A 20,878-nucleotide genomic window follows, 5' to 3' on the forward strand; every position below is an offset into this window, starting at 1 on the left:
GGACAGTGCTGATTTGCGCGGTGCTAATTTGCGCGATGCTAATTTGCGCAGTGCTAATTTGGACAGTGCTGATTTGCGCGGTGCTAATTTGCGCGATGCTAATTTGCGCAGTGCTAATTTGGACAGTGCTGATTTGCGCGGTGCTAATTTGCGCGATGCTAATTTGCGCAGTGCTAATTTGGACAGTGCTGATTTGCGCGGTGCTGATTTGAGCGGTGCTAATTTGCCTAAATCAATATTCATTATTTTAGATGAAACCTATTTCATATCAATAACAAATGGTGATTGCGTCCGCGTTGAAGACGAATGTCACCCAGCAAATAATTGGCGCAAATTTTCAAAAAAAGAAATTGCCCAAATGGATGGTAAAAAAGCTCTGCAATTTTACCCGCGATTACTTGATATCATTGATATTTATTGCGGTAAGGGCGAGCGTCCAGATTGGTTAAAAGAGGAATGAAAACAATGAACACAATACCCATAGATCATGTCGGCTGTAATGTTTATCAAATGGACCGATTTAGAAATGATTATAAATTAAATGAGGGCGAAAGAATTTACGCCCTTTTTTGTACATGTGTACTAACAATCGGCATGTTGTTTATGTTGATTCATTGGATGCTACAGATCGCAACTAATTAGAGAGAATATGAAAATGGCAGAATCATTTGAAAAGAAAATCTGGGACACCCTGTCCTCAATTAATGTTAACGACAAAATAGAGAAGAAAAACGGTCTTACATATTTGTCGTGGGCTTGGGCTTGGGGTGTATTAATGAAACACTATCCACAATCTACGTACACAATTAACCCTCCAACAACAGAGTTGGATGGCTCTATGACGGTAAGTGTCACTTTGACAATAAAAGAAGACAAGAACGAAGCAACTCGATTTATGTGGTTACCTGTTATGGACTTCAAAAATCACGCCATTAAAAATCCTAATTCAGTAGACATAAATAAGGCGACAATGCGGTGTTTGACCAAAGCTATATCAATGTTTGGGCTAGGTTTTTATATTTACGCTGGCGAGGATTTACCAGAAGAAGAAAAACAGGCGCAAAAAATTAATGAGGATGAGTTGAACAAAAAACGTGAATCATTAATAAAAGCGGTTGAACAATCCGCACAAAAGGGAGTTGATGCTATGGGTGAGTTTTGGAAATCATTATTAATTGAAGACCAAAAACTTATCGGAGCAGACGAAAAACGTCGTATCTATGACAACATAGCAAAAATGGCAGACGCAAATGGAACAGCGAACGAATGAATGGTTTACCGCGCGTCTAGGTAAAGTCACTGCTAGTCGGATTAGTGACGTAATGGCAAAACCTAAAAAAAACGGGCATTCTGCATCTCGTCAAAATTACATGGCTCAACTGATTTGTGAGCGATTAACTGAAACACCAGCCGAATCATTTACTAACACAGCCATGCAACGAGGTACGGAATTAGAACCAGTTGCAAGGGAAATGTACATACTAAACCAATTTGATGCAACAGTAAAAGAAGTAGGATTTATCCCCCACCCCTCAATCGGAAATGCTGGAGCTAGTCCCGACGGATTAGTAAATCACGACGGGTTAATCGAAATAAAATGCCCTAATACGTGGACACATTTAGAATTCATTCAATCACTGAAACCCAAACGAGAATACATATTACAAATGCAATGGCAAATGATTTGTACAGGTCGGAAATGGTGTGATTTTGTGAGTTATGACGATAGATTACCCGACAATTTAAGTTACAAATGTGTTCGAATTTATTATGACGAAAATTTAGCCCAAGAAATCGAAGCGGAAGTTATTAAATTTCTACAAGAACTTGATGAACGGATTAAGCAAATAGAAGCAGTTTAGCCGTCCAAGTGACGACTTTTATATAAGGAATGAAAAAATGACCAGATTAACAAAAAGAATTAAAGAGAAAATTTGTAGAAAAGCAATTGAGCAATCGCCAGCAAATAAAGAGCTGGCAGAGGTAAATAAAAATTTATTAAAATTGGCACTTGATGTTTATAACGATAATGCAACAAACAAAGAAATTGAGGAATTTCTCGAAATAAGAGAACGTATAGAAAAACTACCATTTGAAGGCGGATATTTTTATAAAAGAGACTATGTTAGGTGTAATTTTGGTGGTATGTATTGTCCGCTACTTGCCCCCAAAGATATTATTTTTTTTGAACTTAAAGAAGACCCAACTTATTCAGCAGGGCATGAATTTACAAAAAGATTTTTGCAGTTAGAGAGTGAAAAAGATTCATTAAAAAAACAAATACAGTGCTTGCAAGCTGAAATTATGGCTATCCTCAATAGCTGTACAACCCTCGAAAAATTACAAAGGGTTTGGACTGAGTCAGTTAATTTCCTAGACGGCATCGAGATTGATGCAATCAAAACCAATTTACCCGCCATTAAAATTGCAGACCTAAACGAAAAATTAGGTATTTCACAGTAAATAAAATAGCGTCTGATATATGCGCTGATAATTAGCTGTTAGCCATGACCCCTATTTCCTTGGGGGAGAGCGCACTAATTTGAAATATGCAAGTCTTTCTGAATTTCATATGACGGTAGTCACGCCGTTGGCGACAGAGTGACATTTTAATAACTGAGGGGGTTAATTCAATGAGTAAAAAGGTAGAATACTGGGAAGACAAGATTTATGACGTTGATTTACCCATTCCAAAATTCAATCAATTTGACCCAGTTTTATATGACGGAATCAGAACAGAGATCGCTGATAGCGCCAATTATTATGCGTTCAATGATGATGGTGTGATGTGTCCATGGTACTACGTACCCACCCTAATAGATGATTTTATTTGTATTAACCTGGTACCAGAAACTGATTTAACTGAATTCACAAATGATTAAGGAGGTTTAAATGGCTAAATTTATTGAGGTAACGCTCGAAGGCAAAAAAGGGTTGGTTAATGTTAATGCGTTTCATTCTGTTGAGGGTTACGGCGATCGCTCTCTCATTCGTTTAATTGACGATGAGTCAGCGTATTATGTTGACGAAACCTACGAGGAAATGAAAGAAAAATTGGAGGTGGTTAATGGATGAATTTCCTTGGCGTAATGCTAAAACAGAGCCACCAGACTATAATGACATTGCCATAGCAAAAATCAAATGCGTTGAGGGCTATCACTATTGTATAGATAGCAAATGTGAGGGCGGTGACTGGATGTGTTGCTGGGAGGGTGATGAGGTTATTAAGTGGTTTAGTTTATATGAAATGCCATTTGATATGTTTTTAACGAGAAAAATCGAACTGTACGACAAAACAGTATACAAAAATATAGATGATGCCAGAGTTGACGGCGCAATATCTGAGATTAGTGTTGAGGGTGTCACTAACGAAACAATGAAACTAATTATCAATACTGTTTCTGAGGTTTTCGGTAAGGGCAAAAACAGCATTGGAATACATATAGAAAGTGAGTAAATTATGATGATTGAAAAATATAATTTTAAATATTTTAGCTATAGCCCTAATGCGGGGCTTGAATTTCACGAAACAGAGAAACAAGCCAGAGAGAGGGCGGAGGAATCCATATCATTTTATGATAGTAAAAGTTGGGATGATCTCGTAGAAATGGTTTGCTATGGTGAAGTTAAAGAGGTTGCCACAAAAACAAACGTTCGCCCCGACCCGTCTGGTGAATATGAATATCTGTGTGATTATAAATTAAAGCTGATTGAGGAATAATTATGAAATATTTTAGTTATGACCACCACGGCAACGGTATTGAATATCACAATACCGAAGAAGAGGCAAAGGCATATGCTCAAGAATGTTTGGATTCATACACGCAAAATGACAACCATGATTTTATTGATATTTGTTGGGGTGAGATAAAAGAGAGCGTGCACTCAAATAATGATGATCTGGAATTGAAACCGATTAGGAGGTGCACGTATGGGGGATATGGGCGAGGTATTCCGAGAATGGAATGAATACAAAAAACTGGAAAAAATAAAACGTTACGATAAAAACATGATTATCGTTAAACAATGTGAATTTGAATATCGATTGGACCTGAATGGAACAGTGTTATTTAAAACCGAAAACGGTACAGTCTGTTTTTACCCATCTACAAATAAATTCATGTTAAAAAGCAAGGTACGTTATGGTGATGCAAAAAGCGTTTTGGGGTTTATTAGAAATATGAATAAAGGTAAGCGATTATAATTACACCTAAAGAATGGAAAAAACTGAAAGTTGGGGATGAGGTTTATTATGTTTATCAGGACGAAAAATGTGTTTTTACAGGTGAAGTAAAAAGCTGTAATCAAGCTGATTTTGAAGATGGTTATTGTAGCTTAAATGACGAAAACGTCTTTATCAACAAAATTGATGCTCTTAATGAGCTTAAAGGAATTATAAATGATGAAATAGACGAGCTTGAAAGCAAAATTCGTTCTATTGATGACCAAATTAAACAACTGGAGCAAGAAAATGGCAAATAGAGGTTTACATGAAGACAAATATCAAGAATTGTTTGTTGTGCGGAAATGTGTTTTTTCGTAGTAAAAAACTATCCCAGTCACAATGGGATAATCGAAAATTAATTAAAGGCGAACACGTTCACCACATCGATGGCAATAAACTAAATAACAATCCTAACAATCTAATTATTTTATCAGCATCAGAACACGCAAAAATTCATACAGGAGATAGACAAAATGGCAAGAGGCGTTAATCAGGTGATTTTAGTTGGTTACACAACTCAAGACCCTGAAATCAGATACACAAGTGACGGAAAAGCAATAGCAAATATTACAATTGCCACAAATAAAGAATGGAAAGATAAAAATACTGGTGAAAAGAAATCAAAAGCCGAATATCACAGAGTGGTTATTTTTGGGAAATTAGCCGAAATAACAGGTGAGTATGTAAAAAAGGGATTTTTATTATATGTTTCTGGTCAATTACAAACTCGAAAATGGCAAGACCAATCAGGACAAGATCGTTACACGACGGAAGTAGTAATTAATCCTATCGGTGGAACTTTACAAATTCTAGGTTCACGCAGTGATGATGCAAATCAGCAACAATCACAACAACCAATTAATCGCCCCATTCAGCAAAATGAGCCATCAACAGATTTTGATGATGATTCCATTCCGTTTTAATTTGACAATGATTTTATCGGGTTGTATAGTTGTAAATATTACAACTTTACGCGGACTTCCGCACCCGATAGCCTAGCGGTTTTTTTATGCCTGTTATTTAGGTATTTGATCATATATATGATCGGGTCGAGAAGACGAAATACAATACTCGCAAGGAGAATACGTCTCGCCGTCGTAAAGCGGTAGTTGAAGCCCGATCACCTACTAAATCTTTTTCATAATTACTATCTTTTAAAATGTTGACTTCAAATATCATATTGCGATATATTGACTCTTGAGGCTTAAGAACCTTGACAAGACGGATATATCGCCCCGTTAGTGTGATTTTTTTGTACCTAATTTTGACTAGACTATTTTTGACTATGGTCGAGAGGGCGACGAATACAACACCAGAAATGGGAATAAGTCCGGCCGTTCTTGTCGGTTTCTTAACCTCTTGACCTCCACACTCGTGGGTAACTTAAGAAATTACAAGAGGTACAAAAATGTCAAATTTATCAGTATTCAATTTTCATCATTCAAATGTTCGTATCCAATTATTAAATAATGAACCCTTATTTTGTCTTACCGATGTTATCAAAATTTTGAATATAAAAAATGCTCATGCTAGCCGTTTCAACTTTTCAGAAAAGGGTATACATAAAATGTACACCCCTACAAAAGGCGGTAATCAAGAATTATTGTTTGTTAACGAACCCAATTTATATCGTGTAATTTTTAGGAGTAATAAAAAAGAAGCTGTAGAATTCCAAAATTGGGTATTTGATGAAGTGTTACCAACAATTCGCAAAACTGGCTCATATTCGCTAACTATCAATTCAGAGCAACAACAGGCAATCAAGCAAGCCGTAAATGAACGTTCTTACCGAACAGGTGAACATTATCAAGCAATTTACACCAAGCTTTATGAACAATTTAAAATCCCTCGCTACCAAGATTTGCCTGCCTCTAAATTTGATGAGGCGATTAAGTGGTTAGGCGGTGTGCATTCTCGAAGCGGGTTATCTGACGAAGATTGGTATGATTTAGCATGGTTATATAAAGCCGCTGAAAGGATGCGATATCAAATAGAATTAATAGAGCCTGCATTGCGCATGATTGACTCAGGTTTTAGAGGCAATTTTCATTCTATGGCTCGTGAATACAAGCGAGTTTTATATAGTGCTAAAGTAATAATTGAACGGGAAACAGCACATATTCAGCCAAAAAATATTATCGATAAATGGAACAATGTTTTGCCAATAATTAGACATTGCTAAATATTTTTAAAGGGCATTAAGCCCTTTATCCCCCGAATCTGTTCATAACTCGTTTGATATCCACCCTATCTTATTAATTTAAAATCAATTCTCACGCTGATTATTTAGTGTGCGATTACTATTATCTAAAGGAAATGATTATGACTGAACAATTAAAACCCTGCCCGTTTTGCGGTGGCGAAGCTCGTATAGCAGTGTGTGATAGCGAGGGAAATTTGCATGATGAATCTTATGAGATTGATCCATGGTCTGGGCTTAGTTATGCCATAACACATAGTTTCATTGAAAATGAAAATTGTCCTATTTCACATTTTAATGATGTAACTCTCGGAGCAATGATTTATAACTCAAGAGAGGAGTTAATTAAAGCATGGAACACGCGTATAGGTGATTAAATGATTGAAAAAATTGAAGATAAAATAGAAGTTATCATAAATGACTTTGTGCATGATATCTCATTAAACGATATTGCGCTTTTAAGGCGGGAGGATGTTTACGGTGAATATTTAAATGAATACTTTGCAGAAATAGACAGAATAAATGAACTTGAACAAAAAACCATGCCAACAATATTTAACGCAATCAAAAAACAATCAAATCTCAAACATTGAAGCGATTATAAATAATCTTGGTCATGACATTATTCAGCCGGATTTAAGATTAATCCAACATGAAACCCAAACACAATATGATGAAGATATTAGCGAAATAAACAAACTATCAAATAAAGCATTTAATGCAATTATAGATTCAATGAGGCTGTTCCAGATGAACAACAGGGCATTTACAATGCTGTCGTTTGTTATAACTGCAACGCAAGAGGCAGTGAAAAAGATTCTGAAAAGAAAGCTATTTGGGCTTGGAACACGCGAATAACACACGAATTGAAAATATTACCAAAACATTTTAAGGCTGTGGAGGGTGGCGACAAAAAATCCGAAATACGTTTCAACGACCGCAATTATAGGGTTGGAGATATATTATCTCTGAGAGAGTGGGACGGTGATTACAGTGGCAGACATATCGAGGTTTGTGTTACCCACATTTTAGATGATGAAAAATATTTACAAAACGGTTATGTAATGCTGAGCATTGCACGAGTTGACTTGGATCTAACCTGAGCAATGAGCGATAGCGGCAACGGAGAACGAACGTGAACAGTAACACATTAAAAAAATATCAAACTCAGCTAAAAAAATTAAAATCCAAACAGGACGTTATAAGGGCAGAATTGGCGGACTGCCAGCAACGTTACAACCAGCTTAAAACAGAAATTTTAGAAACTCAAACGAAAATCAATGAACTTTCTAGCAGTAACAAGCTGATAGTTAGTGAACACGCAATTATCAGAGTATTAGAACGAATGTTTGAAATTAATCTAAGCGAAATTGGTCAACAAATAATTGATGAAGTTTTACCACTTTATACGAAACTTGGCGACGGAACTATACCGGTTAAATGTATTGGTTTGCGCGCGGTAATAAAAAATGGCGTAGTAGTAACAGTTAAATAAGGTGATTAAGTGAATAAATTGGTGATGATTACTCACATGGAAGGTCAAATTGAAATAGACGAAAGTGAACGAGAATGGTGCTTATTAACCACCGTTAATGGTGACCCATGTTCTTTATGTGGGCTAGGTTTTTGTTCTGATGGTGCAGGAGACACAAGTTACATCTTTAAATCAGTTAAGCGTGGTGGAGTTACCTGCAAGGAATGCTTAAAAATAATCAATGAAATTAAAAGTTATAAATACTGAGGTGATCAATGAAACCTCGTCAAATTAAGAAAAATAGCAAACATGCCATGAAGTTATTGCTCAAACTGTTTCCTAAATTATATCAAGAGTATCATTTTGAATATGATGATTGCTGGACGAACGCATATTTTACATTTGCGCCCACTGGGAGGCTTTATTTAGATTATGGAGAATGTGAGGATGTCGTATCAGCATCATTAGCACTGTTTGATGCAATTAGGTATTTTCATAAAAATTGGAATAGGCGAACTACTATACAGGTATCAGGTTGTTATGGAGAAATAGTAGAAATTCCAAAATTAAATGCGACATGGCAACAATTATTGACCGAATGCAGAAAACTAGCAAAAGCAGGGGTACGGTTTAAATGACTAAATATAGCAAACTATCTAATTTTGAAATAGAGCATTTAATTTATGAAAAAATATAATCTAATTTACGCCGATCCACCGTGGCAATATTCGAATCAATCAACACGAGCCGCCACAAAAAACCACTATCCTACCCTTAAAACTCAATCAATAAAAAAACTACCGATACCAAAAATAGCCAACGATAACTCAGTATTGGCAATGTGGTATACATCGGCGTTTGCCTTAGATGCTATTGAAATAGCGGAAGCGTGGGTATTTCGAGTGAAAAACATGAAACTATTCACGTGGGTGAAATTAAATAAAAACTATCATCAAAACATAACCAAACAACTAAAAAAACACGGTTGTATGAATTCTGAGGACGTTTTTAATTTAATTAACGATCAGCTGAGATTTGGATTAGGTAATTATACTCGTGCAAATAGTGAGGATTGTTTGATTGCTGTTAGAGGTAAAGGCATTCAACGAATTAATAAATCAGTTAGCCAGATAATTTTAGCCCCGATAGGGGCGCATAGCGCAAAACCTCAGGAGGCACGAGACCGAATAGTTCAATTATACGGAAATGTACCGAGGGTTGAATTGTTTGCCCGTCAGAACGTAAACGGTTGGGATGCGTGGGGCAATGAATGCATAAATGATATTGAATTAGGAGAATAATAATGACAAAAGATTACACAATTGAAGATCCCAGATATAGCAGAACTCAAGTATGCGCGTATGTGGGAGGGATAGATCAAACTACGTTAGATAAATGGATAGCTGCGGGAAAGTTTCCAAACCCTGATTTATATCTCGGCAGGCATCCTCGCTGGAAGCTATCCACTATCAACGCATATCTATCTCAAAAAGAAGAACAATACCAATCATGCGGTTAAACCATCTATATAATCCGCATACCACTGCATCATCTCACGCCTACCCTCCAAATATTGTGCGTGGTTATAAATACCTCGCACACTTCCTTCCTCATGATTTAATTGTTTCTCTATCCAATCACGATTAAAGCCATGCTCATTTAAAATACTCGAAAACTGATGCCTAAAGCCGTGCCCACTTGCACGGTTAGCAAATCCTAATCGCCGAATAACATGAAGGATTGCGCCATTCGACATCGGTTTTGATGGATGGTTCCTATTCGGAAAAACAAATTCACCATGTCCAGTTATTGGCTGTAAAAATTTTAATATGTCTATCGCCTGAGTAGCTAAAGGTATCAAATGTACCCTATCTTTTTTAACAACTTCTTCATCAATCGTTGCCAATTTCTGCTCAAAGTTAATATTTGACCATTTTAATGTAAGAAGTTCTATTGTACGCGGGACGGTATATATCAAAAGCATAGTTGCATACCGTGTTAATATATTGCCAGAGTACCCTTTAAGCGACTTTAAAAATTCCGACATTTCAGCATCGGTAGCTAAAAAAGGGAAATTTTTTGACTGAGTTTTAGCCATTGCACTTGATAGTTCAGCGGTTGGATTAACCTCCGCCCTACCCGTAATAATTGCATATCGGAATACTTCACCGCATCGCATTCGCGCTTTTTTTGCTATTTCTAAAGCACCACGATTTTCAATAGCTTTTAATACCGTTAACATCTCAAGTGGTTTGATTTTATTTATCGGTTCGTTACCGATAAATGGGTAAATATCGCGCTCAAATATACTAATAATTTCATTTGCATATTTTTTTGACCATGTCAATTTTTTAGATGAATGCCATTCGCTTGCAATTGATTTAAAAGTATTGTCACTTTCAACATTAGCTAATAAAGCACTTTTTTTGCGTTCAAAGCTTGGGTCTTTACCGTGAGCCAATAGTTGTCTAGCAAGTTCTTTTTCATTGCGAGCCTCGGACAAGCTAATATAAGGATATTTGCCAATCGTTAAGGTTTTCCTTTTACCGTTGAACTGATAATCGTACCGCCATGACTTAGTCCCTGATGGTGTAATATACAAATATAAGCTTTCAAAATCTGGCAACTTATAGGGCTTATCTTTGGGTTTTGCTGAATCAATGGCTTTTATAGTTAGCATAATTACGGTATTTTTTGTTGCGGTATTAAAATATACCGTAAATATACCGTTAATAGATTGTCGTTGTCAATCGTATACAATCGTATCTGGTCGTATTAAAAAACATTAAAATATCAGGCTAAATAAGGTTCTAATCGTATTGAGTCGTAGATGGAATGGCGTCCCCTACAGGATTCGAACCTGTGACCTACGGCTTAGAAGGCCGTTGCTCTATCCAGCTGAGCTAAGGAGACGCGGATTGGATTTACTAAATTAGCGTAGAGTATTATATAAAGCTTTTTTGATCCGTCAACGTTTTTTAGAGGTTTACTAAGTTAGATAGACAAAATATCATCAATTTAACCAGATAACCTTGTTAATAAAAAATTTTTTGATGTTAAATTTAATATTAACAATTAACAAAAAAGGGGATTTTTTATTTTTAGTCTTCAACCTATATCCCATTTCCTCAACTTTTTCACTTTAAATTTCAGTTATAACTGAGTGAAATAACTTTATTGCTTACTTATTTTATCCGATATGGAAGTCGCTTATTTCGCATTGGCTATTTGAGCTTTTAGCATTGCTAGTCGACTTTGAGCTTGTTGCATTTTCTGTTCAGGCGATAACGCGTTTGTCTGATTGTGCCAAGCTAAATCATCCTGGGGTAATTCTAATAAGAATCGACTTGGCTCAACATATACCGTTTCACCAAACTGTTTACGTTGGCGACTAAATGAAAATGTCAACTCACGCTGTGCTCGGGTTATACCAACATATGCAAGACGACGTTCTTCTTCGATATTATCTTCGTCGATACTCGTTTGATGCGGTAAGAGTCCTTCGGACATGCCAATCAGATAAACATAGGGAAATTCCAAACCTTTCGAAGCGTGTAATGTCATAAGCTGTACTTGATCCAGACCTTCTTCGGTTTCATTACGCTCTAGCATATCACGCAAAGTAAATCTTGCTACAGCTTGTTCTAAGGTCATACTTTCGTCAATATCATCACCTTGTAACATTTCATTTAACCAAGTAACTAATTGTTCAACGTTACGCATTCGCATCTGACCTGCTGTGGGCGATGCTGAGGTTTCATAGATCCAACTTTCGTAATGAATGCCATGTAATAGTTCATGGATGGTATCCATTGGATCTGTATGTGATTTTTCAATTAATGAATCAAACCAATGAATAAAAGTAAGCAACGTTTCCATCCGTTTACTCGAAAGTAGTTCCTTCAAGCCCATATCATGACTTGCTTGATATAAACTCACACCTCGATGATTTGCCCATTCACCCAGTTTTTGAATCGTTACCGGACCGATTTCCCGTTTTGGAGTATTAATAATACGGATAAAAGCATTATCATCATCTGGATTGGTCAATAAACGCAAATATGCCATAAGATCTTTAATTTCAATACGCGCAAAAAATGAAGTACCCCCTGAGATTCGATATGGAATGCGATATTGCATTAGCATTTTCTCTATTAAGCGAGATTGATGATTACCTCGATATAATATGGCATATTGACCATAATGGCTGTTGTTAGCAAAACGATGTCCAATCAGATCATTTACTACTTTTTCAGCTTCAGACTCTTCATTATCCGCAGATAGGACACGTAATGTTTCACCATAATGCAGTTCAGAAAAGAGCTTTTTTTCAAAAATGTGAGGATTATTTTCGATTAAAATATTGGCCACTTTTAATATACGACCAGATGAACGATAATTTTGTTCCAGTTTGATGACTTCTAAATTAGGAAAATCTTGGTTAAGTAAAACTAAATTTTGTGGACGGGCACCACGCCAGGAATAAATAGATTGATCATCATCCCCGACTACTGTAAATTTCGCTCTGTCACCAACCAGTAACTTAATAAATTCATATTGACTTGTGTTAGTATCTTGGTATTCATCTACCAACAAATAACGTATTCGATTTTGCCATTTTTCGCGGACTTCTTCGTTATTTTTTAATAATATAGTTGGTAATAAAATTAGATCATCAAAATCCAATATGCTACACGCTTTTAATTGTTTTTCGTAGAGTTGGTAGCAATGAGCAAAAAGCTTTTCTTTATTGGTTTGAGCCCGTGCCATAGCAATGGTTGAATCAACGATATCATTTTTCCAGTTTGATATAGTAGCGCGTAGTTGATTAATGAGATCTTTATCGCCTTCCAACCATTTCTGAGTCAATTCTTTCAGTAACGCCGTTTGATCGTGATCATCAAATAATGAAAAATTGGATTTGATTCCTAGATGTTGATATTCTTTCCGAACAATATCAAGTCCTAAAGTATGGAAGGTGGAGATTTTTAGTCCTCTTGCCTCTTGTTTATTGATTGACTGAGCGATACGTTCTTTCATTTCACGTGCAGCTTTATTGGTAAAAGTAACTGCAACAATATGTCTTGGTAAATACTCTTTAACCCGAATTAAATAGGCAATTTTATTAATAATAACCCGAGTTTTTCCAGATCCAGCACCAGCAAGAACAAGGCATGGACCTGAAACATATTCAACCGCTTTTTGTTGACTTAAATTTAAACGCACAGAATATAAACCATTAAGAAAATTGGCGGCTAGTATATAACGATACAGTAGCTGCGTGCAATTGTAACAAATTAGACATAAATTTTATTGAATAAAGGATAACGCTGTTTCTACAACCTCAATACCTGCACCTTTTTTATGAGCATTTTCGCTAAGGTAACGACGCCATTGTCTTGCCCCTTTACAACCATTAAAAATACCCAGTGTATGGCGCATAATATGATTTAGCTGGACACCTTGTATTAGTTGTTGTTCAAGGTAAGGATAAAGTGCCCGAATCGCTGTTTTAGGTTCGATGATTGGCAAATCAGATCCAAAAATCTGTGAGTCAATATGGGTGAGCAATAATGGATTTTGATACGCTTCTCGCCCAACCATGACGCCATCGACATGACTTAGATGTTGTTTAATTTCATCCAGAGTTTTTATGCCACCATTAATAGCAATAGTTAAGTTTGGGTAATCTTGCTTAAGCTGATACACACGATCATAATCAAGTGGTGGCACTTCACGATTTTCTTTAGGACTTAAGCCAGATAACCATGCTTTTCGAGCATGAACAATAAAAGTATTGGTATAAGGCATAACTGTATCAATAAATCTACGCAAAAAATCATAACTGTCAAAATCATCAATTCCAATTCGTGTTTTAACTGTAATGGGTATATCGATCTGATCTTGCATCTGCTCAACACAATCCGCTACTAAATCAGCTTTCCTCATTAAACATGCACCAAACATACCATTTTGCACACGATCTGATGGGCAACCCACATTTAAATTGATTTCGTCATATCCACGTTGTTGTGCCAATTTTGCGCATTGTGCAAGTGCTTTAGGATCGCTACCTCCTAATTGTAAACTAATTGGATGCTCTTCATAGTTGAAAGCCAAATAATCACCTTTACCAAATAATATTGCGCCCGTTGTGACCATTTCGGTATACAAAAGCGTTTGTTTGGTTAAAATTCGATGAAAATAACGACAGTGTTTATCAGTTAGATCCAGCATGGGTGCAACAGAGAAATGATTTAAATTGATTTTTTTTTGCAAACTTACCTCGACATAAAAAAAAAGTATTAACTTATTCTTTAATTTAGATCGAGATCCATAATATAAGGAATTAATAGAGATATCAATGAAACAAGCATTATTTCAATTAACACTGGAGAAAATTTAATAATAACAGATAAGATTTATTGCATCTATGCAACTGAGTTTTCGAGTTATTGTTATAATAAGTAATGGGCTTTCTTGTTTAGGTAGCATTAAATCTATTATCGGTATTCCAACAGTTATCGCTGGTGTAAAACGGTTAAAGCACAAAGTTCATTTAGTTTAGCCGTAAATCTGCAAAGAGATGGGGGATTTTGTTGCAACCATTACAACAATTCATGATGATTAAAAATTCTACTCAACCACTTTTATTTGTAAACATTTATTTTTAAATATTTTAAATGATACTTGTATTTATTGCTTCTTTTTCTCATTACTCCTATTAAATGCAGATTGCCAGTCACGACAGTTTATCTTCATCATGTTTCACTGTTTTAAACATAGAGAGTAAAAACCTCGAGATTTCACGAGGTTTCTCCTTAAAAATGCAATAAGAATGCGATCAAGATGGTAGATTAAATGGTTATTGATTATTGATTATTGAGACTATCGCCATCATCAGATTGTATTTCAACATGATCCGAGATTTCTTGTTTATTCATTTCTTCTAAAGATTTTGAACCTTCCAATGCTGAAACTTTAATGTCTGTCACTTTACCCATTTCATCAAAATAAATGGAATACGTTCTTTGACTAATATTTTCATGCTGTGGCTGTTGACGGAAAACATAATACCAAACATTATCACCGAAAATGGAAGTTAACATTGGTGCGCCCAAAATAAAGACAACTTGATCTTTTGTTTGACCAACTTTTAATAAATCAATTGCTTCTGGTGTCACATAATTACCTTGATTGATGTCAGGTCGATACACCCAATGTTCAACAACTGAACAACCAGTTAATAAAATACTAGTTAAAATTACAAACGAGGTAAATTTACGAAACGGCATCTACACTTAACCTATTTTTGAGAATTTAATGTTGCATATTATCGCTGATATTTTAGCTGAGTGCTAGCCAAATTAATAAATTCTTTCCCAATTGTGTAATAAAACAGTAATCCTACTTTGTTAATTTAAATTACTGCTTGACATTTATTTCCTTATCTACAAACTAATTAATCTATTTATAAATTCTATCCATTAACCATTAAAGGTAAAAAATGAAATTAGAAACAATCGATCAAAAAGCAAGTTATGCTATTGGATTACAAATTGGTCAACAATTAAAAGATTCAGGCCTAAATAATTTAGATCTCAATGCATTAAAATTTGCAATGGAAGATGTCTTAACAGGTAATCAACCTGCACTTCCACTACAAGAATTGCATGATGCACTGCGCCATGTACATGAACAAGCAACGAAAGAAAAAGCCAAACAAGCCGAAAAAATTGCGCAAGAAGGCAAGGATTTTCTTACCGAAAATCTAAAAAAAGATGGCATCAAATCGACCGAATCTGGTTTACAGTATGAAATCATTACTGTTGGTGAAGGTGCACTACCTAAAGCAACTGATCGTGTACAAGTTCATTATACTGGTCAATTAATTGATGGTACCGTGTTTGACAGTTCTGTTGAACGTGGTCAACCTGCTGAATTCCCTGTTAATGGCGTGATACCTGGTTGGGTTGAAGCTTTACAACTTATGCCTGAAGGTTCGAAATGGCGTTTGTATATTCCTCAAGAACTTGCATATGGGCCACAAGGTGCTGGCGCATCAATTCCACCCTACAGTACATTAATCTTTGATGTTGAATTATTGAAAGTTCTATAAATAATTATGGACGCAAAAGCGTCCATTCTCTTTTTAGTTATGATGTGTTTTTGGTAAAAAATAAGAAGTAAATTCCTCTAAAAACAAGAAAAATAGATGTTGCCGATTTAATAATACAAAGTGGAAGCATTAAGACTGCAAGTAACAACACAAATTAAGTACCATTTTGCTAACCAAATAATTTGCAATTGGCATAGCAATACCTGCAAAGCATACCAATAGCAATAATACCTTAAAAGAGACTGCGGTTAAAACTAAGAATGTTAGCCGTAGATTAAAAACATACACATACTTATTTTAAATCAATCGAAGAGCATTGTTAAAATGGATGCTGTAGCGACGATATTCCAACCCAAATACCATGAAAAATGCATAACAATTCTAAATATTTTATTTGTTACTCTTTTAATGCCCTCTCATTTAAGTTAAATACTGTGTATAAGTTATTTATTTTCCGCTATAATGCCAGCAACTATCGACAATAGACAAAAGTGTAAGGAAAGTTATATGTCTACAAACTTTATTCGTATTGCTGTCGCAGGTGCCGGTGGCAAAATGGGACGACAACTTATTCGGTCTGTTGCGCAAATCAGTGGCGTAACATTAGGCGCAGCATTTGAACGTGAAGGTTCATCTCTTATTGGCTCTGACGCGGGTGAACTTGCTGGAATTGGTGTTTGTGGAATTAGCGTATCTGACAAACTCGACCAAGCAAAAGATCAGTTTGACGTACTCATTGATTTTACTCGTCCCGAAGGCACATTAAATCATTTAGCTTTTTGTGTCGAAAATAAAAAAATGATGATCATTGGTACAACTGGTTTTGATGATGCTGGAAAACAAGCCATCGCTGATGCGGCTAAGAAAATCGGCATTGTTTTTGCTGCTAATTTTAGCGTAGGAGTCAATTTAGTACTTAAGTTGCTTGAGAAGGCAACTAAAATTATGGGTGATTATAGTGATATCGAGATCATCGAAGCACATCATCGCCATAAAGTTGATGCTCCCTCAGGTACAGCTTTAGCTATGGGTGAAGCGATTGCCGAGGCACTAAATTGTGATTTAAAAGATCGAGCAGTTTATTGTCGTGAAGGTCATACTGGTGAACGTCCTGAAGGCGCCATCGGCTTTGCTACTATTCGCGCTGGAGATATTGTTGGTGAGCATACTGCCATCTTTGCTGATATTGGTGAACGAGTTGAAATTAGCCATAAAGCATCCAGCCGGATGACCTTCGCCAATGGTGCTGTACGCGCAGCATTGTGGCTAGCCAAACAACCTATTGGTTTGTATGACATGCGTGATGTCCTTAATTTAAACAGTTTATAAATTTAGCATATGCGTGATGAAGTTTGGATGCAACATGCAATCATGTTAGCTAAAAGAGCTGAAGTAATTGGGGAAATTCCTGTCGGCGCAGTTATTATAGATGAAAATAATAACATTATTGGCGAAGGTTTCAATCAATCCATTTTAACACATAACCCGACTGCTCATGCCGAAATGATTGCATTGGCCAACGCAGGGGAGTATATAAAAAACTATCGTTTAATTAATGCTACTCTTTATGTCACATTGGAACCTTGTATCATGTGTGCTGGCGCCATTATTCACAGTCGTGTTAAACGTGTTGTTTATGGTGCAAGTGATTATAAAACTGGCGCTGCGGGTTCATTAATTGATGTTCTTGCCTATAAGGGGATAAATCACTATGCCGAGGTCACTGGAGGAGTTCTAGCAAATGAATGTGGTCATATTTTAAGTGAATTTTTCAAGAAACGACGTTTACAAAAAAAGGCACTTAAGAAATGTTGCCAAGAAGTTTGAGGTTAACCATACGTTTCAGTAAAAAAACAAGCAGTCTCTTATTTATTCAATAAAAAATTGCCTACTTATTCTTTTTAGGAAGGAAAATTGCTAAAATCTAGTTCGATTTTTTTAAACGTTATTTTGAGCAGAATTAATGAAAAAACACACATTAAAAATGATGATATCAGAGGATGATATCAAAAAACGCGTAGTTGAATTAAGTCAACAAATCAGTCAAGATTATAAAGATAGTCAAAACGAATTTGTTTTAGTTGGACTTTTACGAGGTTCATTCATATTTATGGCGGATTTGAGCCGAGCAATCACTGTTGGTCATGAAGTCGATTTTATGACGGCATCAAGTTATGGCAACGCAGTAATGAGTAATCGTGATGTCAAAATTTTAAAAGATTTGGATGAAGATATCCGTGATAAAGATGTATTGATTGTTGAAGATATTATTGATACAGGCAATACACTAAGTAAAGTGATGGCAATTTTAAAATTACGTCATCCCCGTAGCATTGAAATTTGTACATTACTTGACAAACCGTCCCGTCGAGAAGTAAATGTACCCGTAAAATATATCGGTTTTTCTATTCCAGATGAATTCGTAGTTGGCTATGGTATTGACTATGCTCAGCATTATCGCCACTTACCTTATATTGGTCATATAACATTACTTGAGACCTGATTAACGTTTTGTTTTAAAGATTTAACCATTATGGCACGTAAGGACGAATAAATGATCGAGTTAATAGATATTACAAATACAGTAAATTTGCAATTTGATATCGCCGGTTGTGAGTTCCCTGACAGCAAAGATAATTGGTATTTACTTAAAGTTTTCGTTCAACAAGGTAGTAATCGGTTTGAAAAAACCGATTCAGTTATAGAAATCGCTGATTTACACAAACTATACAATTGGTTCAATGATTTATCAAAAAATCGGTTACCCAGTGAAGCTCAGTTATGTTTTACTGAGCCCTACATTTCACTTGCATTTATCTCTTACAAAAATCAAGTTGTAACAATTTCAATTACACTCAATTATGAATTTGAACCGGATTTTTGTTTTGAATTCTCCGATGAATTACAAAATAGTTGGACAATGGTTTTTGAATTATCAAAATATAACTTAGTAACGATACTTGAAAATCTTAAACAATGGATTGTAAAGTCACCTCATCGAAAATGATATTCGAGGAGAATTAACTCTAATTTACAAAGCTTTTCATAGACGATAAAAGTGCAAATATGTTAAATTTATAGGTCATAACAAACCCATAATAGCTCCCTAAACAATTTCTAAAATAAACCATCGAGGTGTTTGTGTCACGATTTTCCCATTTATTATGTTTCGTTTTAATGATGACTACAGCATATTGTTATGCTGATATGCAGTTATCAATTAAAGGATTATCTGGGGAACTTGCTGATAATGTGGATGCTCGTGTTTCATTAATCGAACCAAATAAAATTAATAATTCACCCAATTTCAAACGTTATTTTGAAAGCGAAGTACAAAAAGCGCTTCGAGCTTTGGGATATTACTCACCTAGTTTTGAATATTTTGAACAAGATCCTAAAGTATTAACAGTCAAAATTTCACCTGGCGTACCCATATTAATTGGACAACTCAATATAAATATTACTGGTGAAGGTGAGCAAGATAAAGATTTTAATGAGTTGCTAACACATGATTTGCCTAAAAAAGGGAATATTTTAAATCATGGTAGCTACGAATCTTTTAAAAAAGCATTACTTAATTTATCTTTAGAAAAAGGATATTTTGATGCTAATATGTCTAAGCATCAGCTAGCAGTATCTAATTATGAACACCAAGCTTTTTGGAATATTGATTTTAATACAGGTCAACGTTACAAATTTGGTAAAGTTCATTTTCCAAATGTGAAAATTCGTAAAGACTATTTGGCTAATCTCGTGCCATTTAAAGAAGGTGAAAAATATACGGCTGAACAACTATCAATATTAAACAAACGCCTTAATTCAACCAATTGGTTTAATTCTGTTTTAGTTACGCCAGACTTTCCTCATTTAGGAGCGGATAAAACACTTCCCGTCGAAGTGACAACTTTGCCACGTAAAAGAAATAGTATGGATTTAGGATTAGGATACTCAACGGATAATGGCGTACATAGCAAAATTGGTTGGAGTAAGCCTTGGATTAATAGTCGAGGGCAAAGTTTCCAAAGCAATTTGTCTTTATCATCACCTGAAAAAACGATAACCATGAGTTATAAAATACCTTTAAAACAATCCCCATTAGAGCAATATTACACTATCCAAAGTGGTTATAAAAAAATTGACAATAATGATACCAATTCGCGTTCTTATACTTTTGGTGCATTACGCAATTGGGATCGCTTTGAAGGATGGCAAACAGCTTTGGGATTAAATATGTTACGGGATGATTTTACCCAAGGGGATTCAAGTTATAAAACCTTCTTATACTATCCTTCACTTAGCCTTTCCCGTATTCGTAGTGATGGGAATTTATTAGCTATGTGGGGCGACTCCCAACGTTATTCCGTTGAAGCTGCAGCAGAATCATTAGGATCAGATATCAATTTAGTTCGTTTTCAAGCTCAACAGACTTGGATCCGTTCATTAAAAGAATCTCATCGATTTATTGTTAGGGGGAATTTTGGGATAATTCAAGCCAGTAATTTTGATAGGGTACCGCCCTCTTTCCGATTTTTTGCTGGTGGTGATCGAAGTATTCGTGGTTACCGTTACCAATCAATTTCGCCAGAGGATAAAAAAGGTAAACTTAAAGGTGCTTCTAAACTCATCACAGGTTCGGCAGAATATCAATACAATTTATCAGGTCCATGGTGGGGTGCCGTATTTGTTGATAGTGGTGAAGCCATAGATAAAGTTGATAAAGCTAAATTTTATACGGGTAGTGGATTTGGTATCAGATGGTCATCGCCTGTCGGTCCGATAAAATTAGATCTGGCAACCCCATTAAACAAAAAAGATAAAGGCTCTATTCACCTATATATTGGTTTAGGAAGCGAATTATAA

Annotated in this window: 30 protein-coding genes and 1 tRNA gene; 26 read left to right on the top strand and 5 right to left on the bottom strand. The window is 35.6% G+C overall.

Annotated features, from left to right (window positions below):
* The 20 genes from J3U13_RS07900 to J3U13_RS07985 all read left to right on the top strand — a co-directional run.
* On the top strand, window positions 1–460 hold a 460-nt coding region (locus tag J3U13_RS07900; protein WP_267341285.1), incomplete at its 5' end, for a pentapeptide repeat-containing protein.
* A gap of 195 nt (window positions 461–655) precedes the next feature.
* Window positions 656–1,270, top strand: a complete 615-nt coding sequence (locus J3U13_RS07905) for a DUF1071 domain-containing protein (RefSeq protein WP_267341286.1) — start codon at window positions 656–658, stop codon at window positions 1,268–1,270.
* Window positions 1,251–1,862, top strand: a complete 612-nt coding sequence (locus J3U13_RS07910) for a lambda exonuclease family protein (RefSeq protein WP_267341288.1) — start codon at window positions 1,251–1,253, stop codon at window positions 1,860–1,862. The genes J3U13_RS07905 and J3U13_RS07910 overlap by 20 nt, the downstream gene beginning before the upstream one ends.
* Before the next feature lie 37 nt (window positions 1,863–1,899).
* On the top strand, window positions 1,900–2,463 hold the full coding sequence (locus J3U13_RS07915) for an Nmad5 family putative nucleotide modification protein (RefSeq protein ID WP_267341289.1): 564 nt from the start codon (window positions 1,900–1,902) through the stop codon (window positions 2,461–2,463).
* 170 nt (window positions 2,464–2,633) lie between these two features.
* Entirely contained in the window at window positions 2,634–2,882 is a 249-nt protein-coding gene (locus tag J3U13_RS07920) for a hypothetical protein (RefSeq protein WP_267341290.1), read from the top strand.
* A 10-nt stretch (window positions 2,883–2,892) separates the two neighbouring features.
* Window positions 2,893–3,075: a hypothetical protein gene (locus tag J3U13_RS07925; protein WP_267341291.1), complete on the top strand. Its 183-nt coding sequence runs from the start codon at window positions 2,893–2,895 to the stop codon at window positions 3,073–3,075.
* Window positions 3,068–3,457, top strand: a complete 390-nt coding sequence (locus J3U13_RS07930; RefSeq protein ID WP_267341292.1) for a hypothetical protein — start codon at window positions 3,068–3,070, stop codon at window positions 3,455–3,457. Before J3U13_RS07925 ends, J3U13_RS07930 begins: the two co-directional genes overlap by 8 nt.
* Window positions 3,458–3,460: 3 nt before the next feature.
* Window positions 3,461–3,721: a hypothetical protein gene (locus tag J3U13_RS07935; protein ID WP_267341293.1), complete on the top strand. Its 261-nt coding sequence runs from the start codon at window positions 3,461–3,463 to the stop codon at window positions 3,719–3,721.
* A 2-nt stretch (window positions 3,722–3,723) separates the two neighbouring features.
* Entirely contained in the window at window positions 3,724–3,969 is a 246-nt protein-coding gene (locus J3U13_RS07940; protein WP_267341294.1) for a hypothetical protein, read from the top strand.
* Window positions 3,932–4,204 carry a hypothetical protein gene (locus J3U13_RS07945; protein ID WP_267341295.1) on the top strand — a complete coding sequence of 91 codons (273 nt, stop codon included), beginning with the start codon at window positions 3,932–3,934 and terminating at the stop codon, window positions 4,202–4,204. Before J3U13_RS07940 ends, J3U13_RS07945 begins: the two co-directional genes overlap by 38 nt.
* Before the next feature lie 286 nt (window positions 4,205–4,490).
* Window positions 4,491–4,715, top strand: a complete 225-nt coding sequence (locus J3U13_RS11530) for an HNH endonuclease (protein WP_416380572.1) — start codon at window positions 4,491–4,493, stop codon at window positions 4,713–4,715.
* Window positions 4,699–5,148, top strand: coding sequence for a single-stranded DNA-binding protein (gene ssb, locus J3U13_RS07950; RefSeq protein ID WP_267341296.1), 450 nt, complete (start codon window positions 4,699–4,701; stop codon window positions 5,146–5,148). Before J3U13_RS11530 ends, ssb begins: the two co-directional genes overlap by 17 nt.
* Window positions 5,149–5,633: 485 nt before the next feature.
* Window positions 5,634–6,407 (top strand): BRO family protein, encoded by a 774-nt coding sequence (locus tag J3U13_RS07955; protein WP_267341297.1) that lies wholly within the window; start codon window positions 5,634–5,636, stop codon window positions 6,405–6,407.
* 140 nt (window positions 6,408–6,547) lie between these two features.
* Entirely contained in the window at window positions 6,548–6,802 is a 255-nt protein-coding gene (locus J3U13_RS07960) for a Lar family restriction alleviation protein (protein ID WP_267341298.1), read from the top strand.
* The gene (locus J3U13_RS07965) at window positions 6,803–7,018 is read left to right on the top strand and encodes a hypothetical protein (RefSeq protein WP_267341299.1); all 216 of its coding nucleotides are present in this window, start codon (window positions 6,803–6,805) and stop codon (window positions 7,016–7,018) included.
* A gap of 273 nt (window positions 7,019–7,291) precedes the next feature.
* Window positions 7,292–7,528: a DUF3850 domain-containing protein gene (locus J3U13_RS11535; RefSeq protein WP_416380656.1), complete on the top strand. Its 237-nt coding sequence runs from the start codon at window positions 7,292–7,294 to the stop codon at window positions 7,526–7,528.
* A gap of 32 nt (window positions 7,529–7,560) precedes the next feature.
* Window positions 7,561–7,920 (top strand): hypothetical protein, encoded by a 360-nt coding sequence (locus J3U13_RS07970; RefSeq protein WP_267341300.1) that lies wholly within the window; start codon window positions 7,561–7,563, stop codon window positions 7,918–7,920.
* A 9-nt stretch (window positions 7,921–7,929) separates the two neighbouring features.
* Window positions 7,930–8,166 (top strand): hypothetical protein, encoded by a 237-nt coding sequence (locus J3U13_RS07975; RefSeq protein WP_267341301.1) that lies wholly within the window; start codon window positions 7,930–7,932, stop codon window positions 8,164–8,166.
* A gap of 8 nt (window positions 8,167–8,174) precedes the next feature.
* Window positions 8,175–8,537 (top strand): hypothetical protein, encoded by a 363-nt coding sequence (locus J3U13_RS07980; protein WP_267341302.1) that lies wholly within the window; start codon window positions 8,175–8,177, stop codon window positions 8,535–8,537.
* Window positions 8,538–8,582: 45 nt separating this feature from the next.
* Window positions 8,583–9,200 carry an MT-A70 family methyltransferase gene (locus J3U13_RS07985; RefSeq protein ID WP_267341303.1) on the top strand — a complete coding sequence of 206 codons (618 nt, stop codon included), beginning with the start codon at window positions 8,583–8,585 and terminating at the stop codon, window positions 9,198–9,200.
* 206 nt (window positions 9,201–9,406) lie between these two features.
* Here the strand turns inward: J3U13_RS07985 and J3U13_RS07990 are convergent, their stop codons facing one another.
* The 5 genes from J3U13_RS07990 to bamE all read right to left on the bottom strand — a co-directional run bounded on the left by J3U13_RS07990 (window position 9,407) and on the right by bamE (window position 15,194).
* Complete coding sequence (locus J3U13_RS07990) at window positions 9,407–10,582, bottom strand: tyrosine-type recombinase/integrase (protein WP_416380238.1); 1,176 nt, start codon at window positions 10,580–10,582, stop codon at window positions 9,407–9,409.
* A 153-nt stretch (window positions 10,583–10,735) separates the two neighbouring features.
* Window positions 10,736–10,812 (bottom strand) — tRNA-Arg (locus J3U13_RS07995).
* A 297-nt stretch (window positions 10,813–11,109) separates the two neighbouring features.
* On the bottom strand, window positions 11,110–13,125 hold the full coding sequence (rep, locus tag J3U13_RS08000; protein WP_267341305.1) for a DNA helicase Rep: 2,016 nt from the start codon (window positions 13,123–13,125) through the stop codon (window positions 11,110–11,112).
* A gap of 84 nt (window positions 13,126–13,209) precedes the next feature.
* The gene (dusA, locus tag J3U13_RS08005; protein WP_416380237.1) at window positions 13,210–14,136 is read right to left on the bottom strand and encodes a tRNA dihydrouridine(20/20a) synthase DusA; all 927 of its coding nucleotides are present in this window, start codon (window positions 14,134–14,136) and stop codon (window positions 13,210–13,212) included.
* A gap of 635 nt (window positions 14,137–14,771) precedes the next feature.
* Window positions 14,772–15,194, bottom strand: coding sequence for an outer membrane protein assembly factor BamE (gene bamE / locus J3U13_RS08010; protein ID WP_267341307.1), 423 nt, complete (start codon window positions 15,192–15,194; stop codon window positions 14,772–14,774).
* Between the two features lie 212 nt (window positions 15,195–15,406).
* Here bamE and J3U13_RS08015 point away from each other — a divergent pair, with 212 nt between their 5' ends.
* The 6 genes from J3U13_RS08015 to J3U13_RS08040 all read left to right on the top strand — a co-directional run bounded on the left by J3U13_RS08015 (window position 15,407) and on the right by J3U13_RS08040 (window position 20,878).
* Window positions 15,407–16,018, top strand: coding sequence for an FKBP-type peptidyl-prolyl cis-trans isomerase (locus J3U13_RS08015; protein WP_267341308.1), 612 nt, complete (start codon window positions 15,407–15,409; stop codon window positions 16,016–16,018).
* Window positions 16,019–16,525: 507 nt separating this feature from the next.
* Complete coding sequence (gene dapB, locus J3U13_RS08020) at window positions 16,526–17,347, top strand: 4-hydroxy-tetrahydrodipicolinate reductase (RefSeq protein WP_267341309.1); 822 nt, start codon at window positions 16,526–16,528, stop codon at window positions 17,345–17,347.
* A 9-nt stretch (window positions 17,348–17,356) separates the two neighbouring features.
* A complete protein-coding gene (gene tadA / locus J3U13_RS08025; RefSeq protein WP_267341311.1) occupies window positions 17,357–17,845 on the top strand; it encodes a tRNA adenosine(34) deaminase TadA in 489 nt (162 codons plus the stop codon).
* 136 nt (window positions 17,846–17,981) lie between these two features.
* Window positions 17,982–18,521 carry a hypoxanthine phosphoribosyltransferase gene (gene hpt / locus J3U13_RS08030; RefSeq protein ID WP_267341313.1) on the top strand — a complete coding sequence of 180 codons (540 nt, stop codon included), beginning with the start codon at window positions 17,982–17,984 and terminating at the stop codon, window positions 18,519–18,521.
* 51 nt (window positions 18,522–18,572) lie between these two features.
* Entirely contained in the window at window positions 18,573–19,025 is a 453-nt protein-coding gene (locus J3U13_RS08035) for a hypothetical protein (protein WP_267341314.1), read from the top strand.
* 170 nt (window positions 19,026–19,195) lie between these two features.
* Complete coding sequence (locus J3U13_RS08040; RefSeq protein WP_267341315.1) at window positions 19,196–20,878, top strand: autotransporter assembly complex protein TamA; 1,683 nt, start codon at window positions 19,196–19,198, stop codon at window positions 20,876–20,878.

Origin of the sequence: Gilliamella sp. B2887, from assembly GCF_026537015.1 — a bacterium.
Lineage (GTDB): Bacteria > Pseudomonadota > Gammaproteobacteria > Enterobacterales > Orbaceae > Gilliamella.

Bases quoted from the DNA above. Each gene is read 5' to 3' on its own strand.
- J3U13_RS07905 (WP_267341286.1), top strand. From the start codon at position 656: ATGGCAGAATCATTTGAAAAGAAAATCTGGGACACCCTGTCCTCAATT.
- J3U13_RS07910 (WP_267341288.1), top strand. From the start codon at position 1,251: ATGGAACAGCGAACGAATGAATGGTTTACCGCGCGTCTAGGTAAAGTC.
- J3U13_RS07915 (WP_267341289.1), top strand. From the start codon at position 1,900: ATGACCAGATTAACAAAAAGAATTAAAGAGAAAATTTGTAGAAAAGCA.
- J3U13_RS07920 (WP_267341290.1), top strand. From the start codon at position 2,634: ATGAGTAAAAAGGTAGAATACTGGGAAGACAAGATTTATGACGTTGAT.
- J3U13_RS07925 (WP_267341291.1), top strand. From the start codon at position 2,893: ATGGCTAAATTTATTGAGGTAACGCTCGAAGGCAAAAAAGGGTTGGTT.
- J3U13_RS07930 (WP_267341292.1), top strand. From the start codon at position 3,068: ATGGATGAATTTCCTTGGCGTAATGCTAAAACAGAGCCACCAGACTAT.
- J3U13_RS07935 (WP_267341293.1), top strand. From the start codon at position 3,461: ATGATGATTGAAAAATATAATTTTAAATATTTTAGCTATAGCCCTAAT.
- J3U13_RS07940 (WP_267341294.1), top strand. From the start codon at position 3,724: ATGAAATATTTTAGTTATGACCACCACGGCAACGGTATTGAATATCAC.
- J3U13_RS07945 (WP_267341295.1), top strand. From the start codon at position 3,932: ATGGGGGATATGGGCGAGGTATTCCGAGAATGGAATGAATACAAAAAA.
- J3U13_RS11530 (WP_416380572.1), top strand. From the start codon at position 4,491: ATGAAGACAAATATCAAGAATTGTTTGTTGTGCGGAAATGTGTTTTTT.
- ssb (WP_267341296.1), top strand. From the start codon at position 4,699: ATGGCAAGAGGCGTTAATCAGGTGATTTTAGTTGGTTACACAACTCAA.
- J3U13_RS07955 (WP_267341297.1), top strand. From the start codon at position 5,634: ATGTCAAATTTATCAGTATTCAATTTTCATCATTCAAATGTTCGTATC.
- J3U13_RS07960 (WP_267341298.1), top strand. From the start codon at position 6,548: ATGACTGAACAATTAAAACCCTGCCCGTTTTGCGGTGGCGAAGCTCGT.
- J3U13_RS07965 (WP_267341299.1), top strand. From the start codon at position 6,803: ATGATTGAAAAAATTGAAGATAAAATAGAAGTTATCATAAATGACTTT.
- J3U13_RS07980 (WP_267341302.1), top strand. From the start codon at position 8,175: ATGAAACCTCGTCAAATTAAGAAAAATAGCAAACATGCCATGAAGTTA.
- J3U13_RS07985 (WP_267341303.1), top strand. From the start codon at position 8,583: ATGAAAAAATATAATCTAATTTACGCCGATCCACCGTGGCAATATTCG.
- dusA (WP_416380237.1), bottom strand. From the start codon at position 14,136: ATGCTGGATCTAACTGATAAACACTGTCGTTATTTTCATCGAATTTTA.
- bamE (WP_267341307.1), bottom strand. From the start codon at position 15,194: ATGCCGTTTCGTAAATTTACCTCGTTTGTAATTTTAACTAGTATTTTA.
- J3U13_RS08015 (WP_267341308.1), top strand. From the start codon at position 15,407: ATGAAATTAGAAACAATCGATCAAAAAGCAAGTTATGCTATTGGATTA.
- dapB (WP_267341309.1), top strand. From the start codon at position 16,526: ATGTCTACAAACTTTATTCGTATTGCTGTCGCAGGTGCCGGTGGCAAA.
- tadA (WP_267341311.1), top strand. From the start codon at position 17,357: ATGCGTGATGAAGTTTGGATGCAACATGCAATCATGTTAGCTAAAAGA.
- hpt (WP_267341313.1), top strand. From the start codon at position 17,982: ATGAAAAAACACACATTAAAAATGATGATATCAGAGGATGATATCAAA.
- J3U13_RS08035 (WP_267341314.1), top strand. From the start codon at position 18,573: ATGATCGAGTTAATAGATATTACAAATACAGTAAATTTGCAATTTGAT.
- J3U13_RS08040 (WP_267341315.1), top strand. From the start codon at position 19,196: ATGATGACTACAGCATATTGTTATGCTGATATGCAGTTATCAATTAAA.